Below are 14,022 nucleotides of genomic sequence, written 5' to 3'. Positions count from 1 at the left end.
ACCGAGTCGACACCGAACCCGGACAACACCACAAGACAGCAGCCCGAAACCAACCGCCGACCACCGCCCGAAAAACCCATATCACTCCACACCGCCCAGCTGACAGACCCCGGCCATACCGCAAGGGCACAAGAGGCGATTCGCGAGGTCCGGCATGATATTATGACTTCACCGACGCCCCGTATGGATCCATGTCAATGGGATCCGGCATCACTGGCCGCTATCGCGGGCGAGAAGGCCGAGCCGACGATGTCGGCGGGGAATTCGACGCTGTCTTCAGTGGCTTGGTGAGGACCAGTCTCATTACCAGCATCAACCTGGTCACTCTTTTCTCGTCTCCGCTGGTCAGGGAGAAGGCGGAGTCTTTTCTGGGTGGTTTTCTGCTGGTGGGGTTGTCCGGGTGTGCCGGGCGGCTGGTCAGTCGTCGAGGCCGAGTTTCGCCCGGGCCTCGGGCAGGGTCAAGGTCTTGCGGGGTTTCGCTCCGTTGGTGATGAGGTGTGAGGGGTTGTGGTAGAAGGTTTCGTCCCAGGGGTGCAGGCCCACTGCGGCGGCGTAGTCGATGAGCATCTGTTCGGTGAAGCGGTCGGCGCGGCGGCGTTTCCGGTAGGCCGCGAAGTCCTCGTAGGGCTGGACCTGGCCGCCGGTCTCGAAGTTCCAGCGCCCGGGGCTGTTCTCGATCAGCTCGACCGCGCGGATCGTGCCGAGTTTCCTCTCCGGGCCGAGCATGTAGAACTGTCTGCTCCCGAGCCAGTGCCCGGTCCTGGTGGCGGGCGGGACGGATGAGACGAAGTACCCGCGGACCCCCATTGTTTCAGCCATGTACGATGCGATCTCACCGACGCCTTGGCCGTAGGCGTCGCCGTCGAACAGGGCCGTCCAGCCGTCGAGTGCTGTGGGGGCGAGCAGGATACGGGGTTGTGCTCCGATCACGAGGGGCTGGAGCCGGAGAAGATTGTCCTCCAAGGCGCCGTTGAGAATCGTGGCCCGCCCGCCGTGGTGGACTCTGGTGAAGAACCCGGTCAGCGCATCCGCCACTTTCCCGGGCGGGGCGTTGAGGAAGCCGATCGAGTAGGTCAGTGGCGCGAGCCGGCCATCGAAGAGTGCTGTGATCATCGTCTGCCCCTAGTCCACCGTCCACAAATGAACGACACCACCGGGATCCGGAAAGGAATGAGTTCCGGACAGGGGTGGTTGGTTCGGGTTGCTGTGTATTGTGTCGTCTGGGTGTCGGTGTAGGCTTGTTTCGACGCCTTCCGGTCTTTGAGTCGGCAAGCGGTTTCGGTTCATGACGGCCGTATTTATTCTGCGTGGTGTTCATTCCCCTTCAGGGGATCATCATGTTCAGAACCTATCCGGATGGTTTCAGAAATATCCAGTACCCATGAGTCTCCGACGGTGGCTACGATTCTGATCCAGCCGTTCGTGAAATCGAGGTGCAGCCAGCCCTCACCGGAGTCGACTGCGAGAAGATGTTTCCCCTCGAAACCTTCCAGATGTGTGGTGAGGGTTTCTGGTTCCACCTCGTCCCACAGTGAGTTGTGCCCTTGGCGGCCTACGAAAGGTCCTGTGATGTCGAGGGTCATGGCACCGGCGTGCAGCACCGGAACAAACTCATGATCATAATCGTAGACTACCTTGAAACTCGTCACGGTCGCCGGCAGAATCGAGTCGAGTTGGTCGCGGAGACTTGCTGCCATGCTGGGTGAGGTCCTTTCTGGGTGGTTTTCTGCTGGTGGGGTTGTCCGGGTGTGCCGGGCGGCCGGTCAGTCGTCGAGGCCGAGTTTCGCCCGGGCCTCGGGCAGGGTGAAGGCACTGATGGCTTTCGCTCCGTTGGTGATGAGGTGTGAGGGGTTGTGGTAGAAGGTTTCGTCCCAGGGGTGCAGGCCCACTGCGGCGGCGTAGTCGATGAGCATCTGTTCGGTGAAGCGGTCGGCGCGGCGGCGTTTCCGGTAGGCCGCGAAGTCCTCGTAGGGCTGGACCTGGCCGCCGGTCTCGAAGTTCCAGCGCCCGGGGCTGTTCTCGATCAGCTCGACCGCGCGGATCGTGCCGAGTTTCCTCTCCGGGCCGAGCATGTAGAACTGTCTGCTCCCGAGCCAGTGCCCGGTCCTGGTGGCGGGCGGGACGGATGAGACGAAGTACCCGCGGACCCCCATTGTTTCAGCCATGTACGATGCGATCTCACCGACGCCTTGGCCGTAGGCGTCGCCGTCGAACAGGGCCGTCCAGCCGTCGAGTGCTGTGGGGGCGAGCAGGATACGGGGTTGTGCTCCGATCACGAGGGGCTGGAGCCGGAGAAGATTGTCCTCCAAGGCGCCGTTGAGAATCGTGGCCCGCCCGCCGTGGTGGACTCTGGTGAAGAACCCGGTCAGCGCATCCGCCACTTTCCCGGGCGGGGCGTTGAGGAAGCCGATCGAGTAGGTCAGTGGCGCGAGCCGGCCATCGAAGAGTGCTGTGATCATCGTCTGCCCCTAGTCCACCGTCCACAAATGAACAACACCACCGGGATCATTCGCCAGCTCACGGTCCGCATGCTTCGGCCCCCTGTTCGACGTGGCCCTGTCAACCTCCTCATAATAACGCCTCCCCTCATGGGTGTACTGGATATCGGGCCGGTTTTGCCCCACACGCTGCCGCTGGGCATTGATCTGATGCTGATTGACTCGGATTTCACGGGCACCGATCGAACGAAGGTATTTGATTCTGTCCTGGGCCCACTGGTTCTGCGTGGGGCTGTTGCTGATCGGGCGATTCGTCTCGCGCAGGGCAGGAGGGTCGGGCGAGAGGTCCATGTCCTGGGATACGCGTGCCGCGGAGCTGCTGGTACGCACCTGCGCCTCGACCCCTTGGAACTCGGTCGAGGGCGCTGCGGGGGTGGGCGGCGCTTTCGCCGGTGTCGCCACGGATTCGAGGGCGCCGTCGGCGGCCGATGCCCCGGTTCGGGCGCCCTCGTCGGCGCCCAGGCGAGTGGCGAGATTCTGGACGACCGGGAGCCGGCCCGCCTGTTCCCTGGCCCACCCGACAGCGCTTTGGCCGAGGGGTGTTCTGGCTGCCCATTGCAGGCCCTTGCCGGCTCCGTAGCCGAGGCCGCCGCCTGCCAGGCCGAGAGCGGCGTCGGTGCCGACTTGTTTCCAGTCGATGGGGTAGCCGGAGCAGGCCTGATCGATGATGCTGGCTCCGCCGCCCAGGACGGCGCCGGCGATGAGCGCGGCCGCTAGGCCCTGGGTGCCGGGTACGAAGGCGAGCGCCACTCCGGCGACGATGGCCAGGGCGGTGCCCCATTTGGGGGAGTTCGCCTTCCGGTAGGCGTCCATCTCCTCGGTGGTGAGCGGGTGCAGGCCGGCCGGGTCGTACAGGCCGGCGGGGTTGTTGCCGGCGTACGAGTACGGGTTCGCGGCCCAGCCGGCGCCGGTGGTCGGCTCGACCGGGTCCGGGGACAGGAAACCGCGGCTTGCCGGGTCGAGGAGGCGGGCGCCGAGCCACTCCATGCCGGCGACATGGAGTTCGCCGCCGGGCCCGAGCCCCAGACCACCGGGCAGGGTGGTCTGCGCGGCCGGGGGCAGGAACGGGTTCGAGGCGGCCGTGTCACGGTGCGGCCGCCAGGAGGGCTCCAGCCAGCCGCCTGGGCCGTGGGCGGTCAGGGGGCCGGCGTGAATGATGGGCCGGTCGCCGGCTTGGAGCAGGCCGCCGGTCAGGTCGTCGAAGAACAGCTGCTCGTCATCGACCCGGGACAGCTGTCCGAGGGCATCCACGACAGTGGTGGTGCGGTGGCCCTGGTCGCCGCGGTGGTCGGTGATGGCGGACAGCCTCCACAGGCCCGTCCAGGCGAAGTCGCGGCGGCGGCCGTCGGAGTGCCTCTGGCCGGTGCGCCGGCCGGACCGGTCGTAGCTGTAGGTGATGGTCTCCGGGCCGCTGGTGGCCTTGAGGAGTTGACCGGCGGCGTTGTAGGTGCGTTCCCAGACGGTGTCGTCGATCGTCTCGCGGGTCAGGCGGCCGCCGGCGTCGTAGGCCCAGGTGTTGACGCCGTCTGGCCCGGCGGCCTCGATCAGCTGACCGGCACCGTCGTAGCGGTAGCGGGTGCGCGCGCCGTCGGTGGTGACCTGGGCCAGCCGGCCGTCGGCGGTGTGGCCCATCACCGACGCCGACGAACGGCCGCCGCCGGTGACGGCGTGGCGGCAGGTGAAGCCGTCGGTGAACGCCCATTCGTGGCGCATCTGGCCCGCACTTGCCCGCACCAGGCGCCCGACCTCGTCGCGTTCCAGCACGGCGGTGGCCAGGCCGGGGTGCTCGACGGCGACGAGGCCGCCGGCGGCGTCGCGCCGGTAGGCGGTGACGGCCCCGCTGGGTGATGTGACCTGGGTAGGCAGACCGTCGGCGTCGTAGGCCCAGTGGGTGCTGGCCTCGCCCCGGTCGTGCCGCAGCAGCAGGCCGCGCGGGTCGTAGGCGAGAGTATGGGTGAGCGGGCGCCGCGGGTCGGAGAAGTCCTCGATGGTGCGGCTGCGGGCCCGCGCGTCGCGGGTGGTGCGGGAGAGCAGCCGCCCGTCCACACTCAGCGAGGAGTCCTGGCCGGTCTCGTCGTAGCCGATCTCGATGACCCGCCCGTCGGCGTCGACGTTCTTGATGAACCGTCCCGCCGCGTCGTAGGAGGCGTGGGCGGTGTGGCCGAGCTGGTTGGTCTCGCTCGTGCAGCGGTTCATCGCGTCGAAGGTGCGGCGCGTCACCCCGCCCATCGGGTCGGTGATGGTGACGGCCCGGCCGGCCGCATCGTACTCGTAACCGGTGGTGCCGCCGACGCCGCTCGTGGCCGCCACGAGCTGGTCGGCCTCGTCGTAGCCGAACTCGCGGACCCCGTTCCAGGGATCCTTCGTCCGCACGATACGGCCGGCCCTGTCATAGGTCCAGCGGAACGTCCCCGAGCCCGGCGCATGTCGGGCGGTCACGCGGCCGCATTCGTCGTAGCGGGTCCAGCCCTTCTCCCCTGTCGGCCAGGCCTCGGCGACCAGCTGGGAATCGGCGTCGTAGCTCAGCTCGGTGCGGAAGCCCATCTCGTTGCGCACCCCGGCGACACGTCCGCAGGCGTCGTAGTCGTAGCGCACGGCCGCCCCGGAAGGGCGGCGGATCCGCACCGGACGGCCCGCAGGGTCGCGCTCGATGGCGGTGCGCCCGCCGGCCGCGTCGCAGAACTCGACCGGCCGGCCGGCGCGGTCGTAACGGGTCGTGGTCTGCGAGCCGTCGGGCCCGACAGTGGCCACCTGGCGGCCCCACTTGTCCATCCGCACGGTACTGGCCGAGCCGGCGTCCCCCGCGGTGACCTCGCCGCGCGCGCTGTTGTGACGCCGGAACGAACGCACCCCGGTCGGGTCGATCGTCTCGGCCAGACGGCCGAACCGGTCGTAGTGGCGCTGCCACAGGCCGCCGGTCGGGTCCACGGTCTGCCGCAGCCGCGACATGGCGTCGTGGCTGAACTCCCACACCGCCCCGTCGGGCAGCCGCACCCGGCTGACGTTCCCCAGATCGTCCAGCTCCTGCTCGACGCGCCGGCCCAGCGGGTCGACCGTCGCGCACAACTCCCCGTGAGCGCCGTACTCCAGGCTCGTGCGCGCCCCCAACGGGTTCACCAGCGCCGTCAGCCGGCCGCCGGCGCTGTACTCGTAGCCCCAGCGAGCACCATCCGGGTCGACCCGGGACTCCAGCAGGCCCGCGGGCGTGTAGCAGAAACGCGTCACCGCGCCCGAGGGCCTGACCATCTCCAGCGGCCGGCCCGAGCCGTCACGGACGATCCGCGTCGTATTGCCCTCGGCATCGGTCGAGGCGATCAGGTCGCCGTGCCCGTCGTAGGCGAAACGCATCGTGACGCCGGTCGGGTCGGTGACCTCCAGCAGCAGGCCCGCGTCCCAGAGCAGCCGGGTGCGGCCGCCCTCGCCGTCGACGATCAGCGACGGCTGGGCCTGCGCGCCGGTGTAGGACATGCTGGTGCGGGCGACCTCGGTGCCGCCTTCCAGTGCGATCATGTCGGTCAGACGGTCGAGCCCGTCGTAGACCAGCCGCATCATGGCCCCTGACGGCGCCAGTTCGGTGACCAGACGGCCACGGGCGTCGAACTCGCGCACGGTCTGCCGGCCCTGCGGGTCGGTCGCCAGCACCTGGTTCCCCCACCGGTCGTAGGCCATCCGGGAACGGTTGCCGTCGCAGTCGCCAGCACTCAGCAGTCGGCCACGCGCATCGGCCACCCACGTGTTCGAGCGACCGCCGTCGGTGTCGGACACCACCGTCACCCGGCCGGGCAGATACGCGAACCGCGCCACGCGCCCGAACCGGGAGCACTGCGTGGCCACCCGGCCCCGACCGTCATAGCCGTTGCGCGCCTCGACCACCCCGTCCGCGTCGATCACCGCGCTGATCCGGCCCTGCTCGTCCCACTCGTAACGGCGCGAGCCCAACGGGCCCGTCGCCTCGACCAGCCGGCCCCGACCGTCGTAGCGGTACTCCACCCGGCGGCCGTCATCGGCCTGCACCGCGGCGATGCGCTCCCCGTCCCACTCGACGCCGATCTCGTGCCCCCGCAGGTGGCGGACACGCCGCAGCCGGCCGGCCGCGTAGTCGAACACGATCGTGGCACCCTCGGTCAGGGTGAACGAGACCGGCCGGCCCGCCGCGGTGAACTCCCAGCGGGCGCCGGCGTTGTTGGTGACGGCATAGCCCTGCCCGGCGGCCGACAGCCAGAAGTTGTCGTGCTCGGCGCGATCGAAACCCTTCCCCAACCGCGCGAAGACGATCTCGCGGCCGTCCAGCAGCGTCCACGTGGCCCCGTTGTCATCGAACCGCAGGCCGCAGCCATCGAACGACGCCCAGCCCGGACCGTGCCCACCGATCCTGGTGCTCAACGAGGAGTACGACCGGACCCAGCCCAGCAGCGCCGTGCCGCCCTCGTAACGCAGGTCCTCCTCGTTCTCCACGAAATTGCCGGTCGCGGTATTGACCGGGTCATCCGCATAGCCCGACGTCGGAGGATTCCCGATCGCCTGAACCGCCGGGATCTCCAGGCCCGGCCGCTGCTCGGAGATGCCGTAGGCCTCCAGGCTCGCCGAGATGGCCTCGTTCGAAACGGTTGAGATCACACCGGAACCGCCGGCCGCCTCGAAATTCGCCGCGACGACATCAGTGCGGGCGCAGTCGTTGTCATTGGAGGTGATGTAGTTGCTGAACCCCGCCAGCACCTGGTCGCAGCCGAGCTGGCCCCACTGGCACTTCGCCCGGAAGTCCTCCACCAGACCGCTCAGCGCGGACGGGGTCTGGCGGATCTCGTCGGTCGCCGCCCGCTCCTCCGAGGTGAAACTACGCAGATCATCAGGCAACGCGGACGAGACCCCTCCCTCCCTGGTCCCGGTGAACTCCTTGCGCTCACCGGCCGTCGGCGCCTCGTAGGTCTTGTCCATCTGCTCCACCGGCTCGGCCTTCGGAGGTCTCTCGTCATCATGGAACAGGTGCAGGAAGTCGGCCTTCTCGCCGAACTTGTCCCACTCCGAACGCGCATCGCGCTTGCGCTTCCACTCCCGCGCCGCATCGATCCGAGCCTGCTCGGCCCGCGCATCCTCCTCCAGGTCCCGCACGCCCTGGGCCACGTCCCGCAGACGGCCGGCCAGCAGACTCGCATCGCCGTTGGCCGTCTGGACGTTGTGAGCCCACAACTGCGAGTAGTACCCCTCGAACTTGGTGCCATAGGTGGCCCTGCGGCCGTTGCGCGGCCCGACCTGACCCTCCACCGATGCCGCCGCGGCATCGAGGCTGTCGGCAAGATCACCACTGACATTGAAATCCCACACGACATCGGACGTCGCATGAAGCTGATCAAGACTCATGTCATCCATGACGAGTCCTCCCTGGGGTGAAGAGGATGCGGGCAGTCTAACCGAACCGGTCATGCCGGCCAGGGGGTTCTTCATCGTGGACCGGGGCCGGACCCGCGTCAGGGGGATGGGGCTGCGCAGGCGGTCGCGGTCACGCCGGGCGCAACGCCCCGGGACATGCAGCGGCTCCCCCGGTCCCCTGCCCGGGCTCGGGGCGGCCGTCGGCCTGGTCGGCGTCGTCGGTGACGACGCCGGCTCCTAGGCCCCGTCCGCCCGGTGCCGTGCGGCCAGCGCCGCGCCGATGATGCCGGCCTCGTTGCGCAGCCGGGCCGGGACGATGGGCGTGCGCAGGTCGAGCAGGGGCAGGAAGCGTTCGTGCTTCTTGCTGACCCCGCCGCCGACGATGAACAGGTCGGGGCACAGCAGACGTTCGAGCGCGGCGTAGTAGCGCTGGAGGTGCCGGGCCCACTTCTTCCAGCTGAGGCCCTCGCGCTCGCGGTAGCCGGACGAGGCGCGCGTCTCGGCGTCGTGGCCGTCGACCTCCATGTGGCCGAGCTCGCTGTTGGGGATGAGCACCCCGTTGTGGAACAGCGCGGTGCCGATGCCGGTGCCCAGCGTCGTCATGATGACCAGGCCGCCCCTGTCGCGGCCCGCGCCGAAGCGCATCTCGGCGATGCCGGCGGCGTCCGCGTCGTTGAGCAGCGTGACCGGGCGGCGCAGCTGCCCGGTGAGGAAGTCCTCGGCCGCGAAACCGGCCCAGGTCTGGTCGAGATTGGCCATCGAGGGCGTGACGCCGTCGATGACCGGCGCGGGGATCGTGATGCCGATCGGGCCGTCGTCCCGCCCGGCGAAGTGCTCGACGATCTCGCCCATCGCCCGCGCGCAGGCGCTCGGCGTGGACGGCTGGGGAGTGGGGACCCGCAGACGGGGGAGCGCGAACTCGCCCCTGTCGAGGTCCACCGGTGCGCCCTTGATGCCCGAGCCGCCGATGTCGATTCCGAGGGTCATGAGCTCATGCTACGTGCTCGGCGGCCCGGAACCGTGCGCGACGGCTGTGCCAGGTGCGCGCCGGGGTCGCGTTCTGCGCGCTCCGGACCACCCGGTAGGTACGTTTGGGCCAAGTTCTCCGGGAGAAACTTGGGGATAATTGGGAATGAGGTTGCGAATGGTTGGGAACCATGCCTATGATGGATCTGCATCGGGCAACGGGGCACGAGGAGGATCAATGCAGACCAGACAGCGCCGCCGGACGATCCTGGCCCAGGTGCGCGCTCAGCAGTCAGTGAAGGTCGGCGAGCTGAGCCAGGAGCTCGGCGTCTCGGCCGAGACGATCCGCAAGGACATCCTCGACCTCGACGAGCGCGGTCTTCTTGAGCGCGTTCACGGCGGGGCCGTGGCGAGGGCCAACCGCGAGTCGGCGTACGAGAACCGCAGGGTCGTCAACGCGCAGGCCAAGCGGGACATCGCCGAAGAGGCCTTCCGGCTGGCGGCCGATGCCAGCTCGATCTACCTCGACTACGGGACGACCGCCTTCCAGATCGCCCGGCTCGTCGCCGTCGCCGATCCGGACGTCATGGTCGTCAGCAATTCGCTGCCGATCATCACGGCGCTCCTGCCGTGCCAGAACGTCCGGCTGGTCGTGCCGGGCGGCCAGGTCCGCCGCAACGAGAACTCGCTCGGCGGCCCGCTGACCGACAGGGCGATGCAGGGGCTGTTCTTCGACGTCGGCTTCTTCGGCTGCGCCGGCATCGCCGCGCGCAGCGGCATCACCAACTTCGACGCCGTGGAGAACGCGATCTCCCAGCTGGCCTCCGACCACTGCCAGCGGGTCGTCCTCGTGGCCGACCACTCCAAGTTCGGCTGCACGGCGGCCATCGGCGCGACGCCCGTCGACGCCGTCGACGACCTCGTCACCGACCGCGAGCCCGAGGGCGAGCTCGCCTCGCTCCTCGCGTCCTCGCACTGCACCATCCATGTGACCCAAGGACTGACATGAGCATTCTCATCGACCCGAAGTACGTCTTCACCGGGCTCGAGGCCGAGACCCGCCAGGACGTCTTCACCGCGCTCGGCGGGGCCCTCCTCGCCGACGGCCGTGTCGAGGACGACTACGTCGCCGCCCTGGCCGAGCGCGAGTCCGGCTACCCCACCGGCCTTCCGGTGCCCGGGGGAGTGGCCATCCCGCACACCGACGCCTCCCACGTGAGGCGCGACACCATCGCCATCGCCATCCTGACCAGGCCCGTCGTGTTCCACGAGATGGGCGGCGGCCCCGAGGACCTGGTCGACGTCTCCACCGTGTTCATGCTGGCCCTGGCCAGCGCAGGCGAGCACCTGAAAGTGCTCCAGAAGATCGTCAAGAGCATTCAGGAACCCGAGTTCCTCGAGACGATCCGGTCGGCCACCGACCCGCGGGTCATCGCCGACACCGCGTCCCGGGCCTTCGGCCTCGACGCCTGACCCAACCGGTCACAACCCGTACCCCAATCGATCGACCCTCCCGGGCCGGTGCACGCCTTCGTCCGCCGGGAGTGCCGTTCCCGCACCCGATTTCCCCACGGGGAACCGCCCCGAGTGGCGCGTTCCCAACCGATCCCAACAGTTCAAGGAGAACCACCATGAAGAAGATCCTCGTCGCCTGCGGTGGCGCCGTCGCCACCTCCACCGTCGCCGCCGAGCACGTGCGCGACCTGTGCAAGGCGAACGGCATCGACGCCGACGTCCAGCAGTGCCGCATCTCCGAGCTCGGGGGCCGCTCCGCCGACGCCGACCTGATCGTCACCACCGCCAAGGTCTCGCGCGACTACGGCACGCCCGTCGTCCACGGCATCGCCTTCATCTCCGGCATCGGTGCGGACAAGACCGAGGCCAGGATCCTGGAGATCCTCCGGGGCTGATCGGCAGGGCTCCGGGGCCCTGCCGCCCGGGACGCCGTGCCCGGCCGCCGCCACGGCCGCCCCGGAGCCCTGCCGCCGCCCGACAAGCTCCTCAAGCCATCACAAGGACTTCCACCATGATTCCAATGAACGCATTCCTCGATGCCGTCCAGTACATCGTGGACCTGGGCGCCAACGTCATGCTGCCCGTCATCATCTTCATCCTGGGCCTCATCCTGCGCCGCGGCGTCGGCAAGTCGCTCCAGGCCGGCCTGACGATCGGCGCCGGCTTCGTCGGCATCGGCCTGGTCATCGACCTGCTGAACGACAAGCTCGGCCCGGCCGCGGGCGCCATGGCCGAGAACTTCGGCGGCGGCCTCGAGATCATCGACCTCGGATGGCCGGGCACCTCGCCGATGGCCTGGGCCTCGAACATGGGGATCATCTCGATCCCCATCGCCATCGCGGTGAACATCATCATGCTGCTCACCAGGACCACCCGCGTGCTCAACGTGGACATCTGGAACATCTGGCACATGGCCTTCACCGGCATCATCGTCCAGCTGGCCACCGGCAGCTTCTGGCTGGGCGTGCTCGGGGTCGTCGTCCACGCGGCCCTGGCCTACAAGTTCGGTGACATGTACGGGGCCGTCACCGACGACTACTTCGGCCTCGAGGGCGTCGCCATCCCGCACGGCACCTCGGCCGTCATGGGCGTCTTCGCCGCCCCCGTCGACGATCTCATCGAGAGGATCCCCGGCCTGCGCAAGGTCAACATCAACACGGAGACCCTCGAGGAGAGGGTCGGCTTCTTCGGCCAGCCCATCGTCATCGGCACCGTCCTCGGCCTCGTCGTCGGCCTGCTCGCCCGCTACCCGATCGGCGACTCGCTGCAGCTGGCCGTCGAGATGGGCGCCGTCATGCTGCTCATGCCGATGGTCGTCAAGCTGATCATGCAGGGCCTCATGCCGATCGCCGATGCGGCCCGCGACATGCTGCAGCGGCACTTCAAGAACGCCGACTACAAGATCGGCCTCGACCCGGCACTGCTGCTCGGCCAGCCGCAGGTCATCTCCGCCAGCCTCATCTTCGTGCCGCTGTCGATCCTCATCGCCATCGCGATGCCCGGCAACCGCGTGCTGCCCTTCGGCGACCTGGCCACCATCGGCTTCTTCGTGGCCATCGCGGTGGGCATCCACAAGGGCAACATCTTCCGCACGCTGTTCAGCGGCACCCTCATCATGGCGGTGACGATCTGGATCGCCAACCAGATGGTGCCGCTCACCACCGAGCTGGCGAGGACCACCGACAAGCTCGGCGACGCCGCCCAGGTCGCCTCCCTCGACCAGGGCGGCAATCCCATCACCTATCTGCTCGCCCGCGGCCTGAGCGGCCGGGTCGGCATCGGCCTCCTCGTCATCGCCGTCCTGTACGTCTTCTGCTGGGCCTACACCTTCGTGAAGTACCGCCGCGGCGTCCTCTACCGCGCCGACGAGCCCGAACCGGAAGCCGAGGCCGCCTGATGAGTGGGACGAGGAACATGCGGGCACTGTCCGTGACCGGTGTGCGTCGGCTCGACCTGGTCACCCTGCCCGTCCCCGAACCGGGGCCCGGCGAGGTGCTGGTGCGCGTCGCCTGGTGCGGCATCTGCGGGTCCGACGTCCCCCGCTACTTCGAGGGCGGCGTCCACTCCTTCCCGCAGGTGCTCGGCCACGAGTTCTCCGGCGAGATCGCCGCGCTCGGCCCCGGGGTGACGGACCGGGCCGTGGGGGAGCGGGTCGCCGTGGCGCCGCTCGTGCCCTGCGGGCACTGCACGTACTGCCAGAAGGGCCGCCCGGCCCTGTGCGCCGGCTACAGCTTCATCGGTTCACGCCGCCAGGGCGCCATCGCCGACTACGTCGCGGTGCCGGACCGCAACGCCCTGCCCGTGCCCGGCGCCATGAGCCTGAGGTCGGCCGCCCTGGTCGAGCCGCTGACCGTTGCCGTCCACGGCGTGGAGCGCACCCGGGTGCGCACCGGGGCCCTGACGATGGTCCTCGGCGCAGGCGTCGTCGGCCTCATGACCGTCATGGTGCTGCTGGCCAAGGGCGCCCGCGTCCTGGTCTGCGACATCGACCCGGCCAAGGTCGCCGTTGCTGGCCGGCTGGGCGCCAGGGCGGGCACCGACGCGGCGGAGCTCGTCGCTGGCGAGGCTCCCGAGATCGTCATCGAGACGGCCGGTTCGGCCCTCACCCAGGCGATGGCCCTCGAGCTGGTCGCCAAGGACGGGCAGGTGGCCTATGTGGGCACCGGCCACGGCGATCTGGTGCTGGGGCCGGGCACCTTCGAGAGGATCCTGCGCGGCGAGCTCGCCGTGACGGGCTCGTGGATGAGCTACTCGGCGCCCTTCCCCGGCTACGAGTGGCCGGCCGCCGTCGGCCTGATCGCCTCCGGCGCGGTGGACGCCGAGTCCATGGTCACCGGCGAGTACGCGCTCGACGACGGCCCCCGCGCCTTCGAGGACATCAGGGACCCGCACGGGCTGCGGCTCAAGCTGCTCTACAGGCTGAGCGGGCGCTGAGATGATCACCGCCATCACACCGAACCCGGCGCTCGACGTGACCTACGAGGTGGACGAGCTGGTGCTGCACCGGACCACCCGGGTGCGCGCCGTGCACGAGCGCCCCGGCGGCAAGGGCGTCAACGTCGCCCGCATCGCCGCATCGCTCGGGCGGCGGGCCGCGGTCAGCGGCTTCCTGGGCGGGCGCGACGGGCGGGCCGTCGCCGAGCTGCTCGCGCGGATCGCCCCGGACGTCGCCCAGCGCTGGGTGCCGATCGACGGCAGCACCCGCCGCACGATCGCCGTCGTCGACGACCGGGACACCTCGATGCTCAACGAGCCCGGGCCGGCGGTCACCGCCCGGGACTGGACCCGGCAGGCGGAGCTGCTCGGCGGCGAGGACGGGCCGGTGGTCGTCTCCGGCTCGATGCCCCCCGGCTCGACTCCCGGGGACCTGTCCGGCCTCATCACCGCCGCGAGGTCCGCGGGGCGGGCGGTCATCGTCGACACCTCCGGCCCGCTGCTGCACGCCGCGGCCCGCGCCGGTGCCGATCTGCTCAAGCCCAACAACCACGAGCTGACCGCCGCGACGGGTCTGGAGGACCCGGCGGCGGGCGCCCGGGTGCTGCTCGACGAGGGCGCCTCGGCCGTCGTCGTATCGCTCGGCGCCGACGGGATGATGCTGCTCCTCGCCGGCCGGCCCGGGTGCTGCACGGCGCCGCCGGCCCGCGTCCTGTCGGGCAACCCGACCGGCGCCGGCGAC

General features: G+C 69.5%; 12 protein-coding genes. 7 read left to right on the top strand and 5 right to left on the bottom strand.

All coding sequences use genetic code 11. The annotated features are described in order from the left end of the window. Positions 1 to 291: hypothetical protein (locus R2N01_RS09275; RefSeq protein WP_316670518.1), on the top strand; the 291-nt coding region annotated here is incomplete at its 5' end. Between the two features lie 126 nt (positions 292 to 417). On the opposite strand, the gene R2N01_RS09270 is transcribed toward R2N01_RS09275, so the two are convergent. The 5 genes from R2N01_RS09270 to ppgK all read right to left on the bottom strand — a co-directional run bounded on the left by R2N01_RS09270 (position 418) and on the right by ppgK (position 8,852). Further along, on the bottom strand, positions 418 to 1,113 hold the full coding sequence (locus tag R2N01_RS09270; RefSeq protein ID WP_316670516.1) for a hypothetical protein: 696 nt from the start codon (positions 1,111 to 1,113) through the stop codon (positions 418 to 420). 185 nt (positions 1,114 to 1,298) lie between these two features. Continuing rightward, on the bottom strand, positions 1,299 to 1,697 hold the full coding sequence (locus R2N01_RS09265; RefSeq protein WP_316670514.1) for a hypothetical protein: 399 nt from the start codon (positions 1,695 to 1,697) through the stop codon (positions 1,299 to 1,301). Positions 1,698 to 1,763: 66 nt separating this feature from the next. Then, positions 1,764 to 2,459, bottom strand: a complete 696-nt coding sequence (locus R2N01_RS09260; RefSeq protein WP_316670512.1) for a hypothetical protein — start codon at positions 2,457 to 2,459, stop codon at positions 1,764 to 1,766. A gap of 9 nt (positions 2,460 to 2,468) precedes the next feature. Then, positions 2,469 to 7,856, bottom strand: coding sequence for a DUF6531 domain-containing protein (locus R2N01_RS09255; protein WP_316670511.1), 5,388 nt, complete (start codon positions 7,854 to 7,856; stop codon positions 2,469 to 2,471). Between the two features lie 246 nt (positions 7,857 to 8,102). Further along, positions 8,103 to 8,852, bottom strand: coding sequence for a polyphosphate--glucose phosphotransferase (ppgK, locus tag R2N01_RS09250; RefSeq protein ID WP_316670509.1), 750 nt, complete (start codon positions 8,850 to 8,852; stop codon positions 8,103 to 8,105). Between the two features lie 217 nt (positions 8,853 to 9,069). Between ppgK and R2N01_RS09245 the strand changes: the two genes are divergently transcribed. The 6 genes from R2N01_RS09245 to R2N01_RS09220 form a co-directional block, all read left to right on the top strand. Beyond that, positions 9,070 to 9,840, top strand: coding sequence for a DeoR/GlpR family DNA-binding transcription regulator (locus R2N01_RS09245; protein ID WP_316670508.1), 771 nt, complete (start codon positions 9,070 to 9,072; stop codon positions 9,838 to 9,840). Next, positions 9,837 to 10,304, top strand: a complete 468-nt coding sequence (locus tag R2N01_RS09240) for a PTS sugar transporter subunit IIA (RefSeq protein WP_316670506.1) — start codon at positions 9,837 to 9,839, stop codon at positions 10,302 to 10,304. The genes R2N01_RS09245 and R2N01_RS09240 overlap by 4 nt, the downstream gene beginning before the upstream one ends. Positions 10,305 to 10,462: 158 nt before the next feature. Continuing rightward, positions 10,463 to 10,741 carry a PTS galactitol transporter subunit IIB gene (gene gatB, locus R2N01_RS09235; protein ID WP_316670505.1) on the top strand — a complete coding sequence of 93 codons (279 nt, stop codon included), beginning with the start codon at positions 10,463 to 10,465 and terminating at the stop codon, positions 10,739 to 10,741. Between the two features lie 125 nt (positions 10,742 to 10,866). After that, positions 10,867 to 12,243, top strand: a complete 1,377-nt coding sequence (locus R2N01_RS09230) for a PTS transporter subunit IIC (protein ID WP_316670503.1) — start codon at positions 10,867 to 10,869, stop codon at positions 12,241 to 12,243. After that, on the top strand, positions 12,243 to 13,280 hold the full coding sequence (locus R2N01_RS09225) for a galactitol-1-phosphate 5-dehydrogenase (RefSeq protein ID WP_316670502.1): 1,038 nt from the start codon (positions 12,243 to 12,245) through the stop codon (positions 13,278 to 13,280). The genes R2N01_RS09230 and R2N01_RS09225 overlap by 1 nt, the downstream gene beginning before the upstream one ends. A 1-nt stretch (position 13,281) precedes the next feature. Beyond that, positions 13,282 to 14,022, top strand: a 741-nt coding sequence (locus R2N01_RS09220) for a PfkB family carbohydrate kinase (RefSeq protein WP_316670500.1), incomplete at its 3' end; no start/stop codon positions are given.

This window comes from uncultured Propionibacterium sp. (assembly GCF_963539965.1).
Lineage (GTDB): Bacteria > Actinomycetota > Actinomycetes > Propionibacteriales > Propionibacteriaceae > Propionibacterium.
The sequence above is the reverse complement of the archived record's forward strand: the minus strand, read 5'-3'. Positions and strand labels throughout refer to the sequence as shown.

Excerpts from the sequence above, each read along its gene's own strand:
- R2N01_RS09260 (WP_316670512.1), bottom strand. The coding sequence starts at position 2,459 with ATGATCACAGCACTCTTCGATGGCCGGCTCGCGCCACTGACCTACTCG.
- R2N01_RS09240 (WP_316670506.1), top strand. The coding sequence starts at position 9,837 with ATGAGCATTCTCATCGACCCGAAGTACGTCTTCACCGGGCTCGAGGCC.
- R2N01_RS09230 (WP_316670503.1), top strand. The coding sequence starts at position 10,867 with ATGAACGCATTCCTCGATGCCGTCCAGTACATCGTGGACCTGGGCGCC.
- R2N01_RS09270 (WP_316670516.1), bottom strand. The coding sequence starts at position 1,113 with ATGATCACAGCACTCTTCGATGGCCGGCTCGCGCCACTGACCTACTCG.
- R2N01_RS09255 (WP_316670511.1), bottom strand. The coding sequence starts at position 7,856 with ATGAGTCTTGATCAGCTTCATGCGACGTCCGATGTCGTGTGGGATTTC.
- gatB (WP_316670505.1), top strand. The coding sequence starts at position 10,463 with ATGAAGAAGATCCTCGTCGCCTGCGGTGGCGCCGTCGCCACCTCCACC.
- ppgK (WP_316670509.1), bottom strand. The coding sequence starts at position 8,852 with ATGACCCTCGGAATCGACATCGGCGGCTCGGGCATCAAGGGCGCACCG.
- R2N01_RS09225 (WP_316670502.1), top strand. The coding sequence starts at position 12,243 with ATGAGTGGGACGAGGAACATGCGGGCACTGTCCGTGACCGGTGTGCGT.
- R2N01_RS09265 (WP_316670514.1), bottom strand. The coding sequence starts at position 1,697 with ATGGCAGCAAGTCTCCGCGACCAACTCGACTCGATTCTGCCGGCGACC.
- R2N01_RS09245 (WP_316670508.1), top strand. The coding sequence starts at position 9,070 with ATGCAGACCAGACAGCGCCGCCGGACGATCCTGGCCCAGGTGCGCGCT.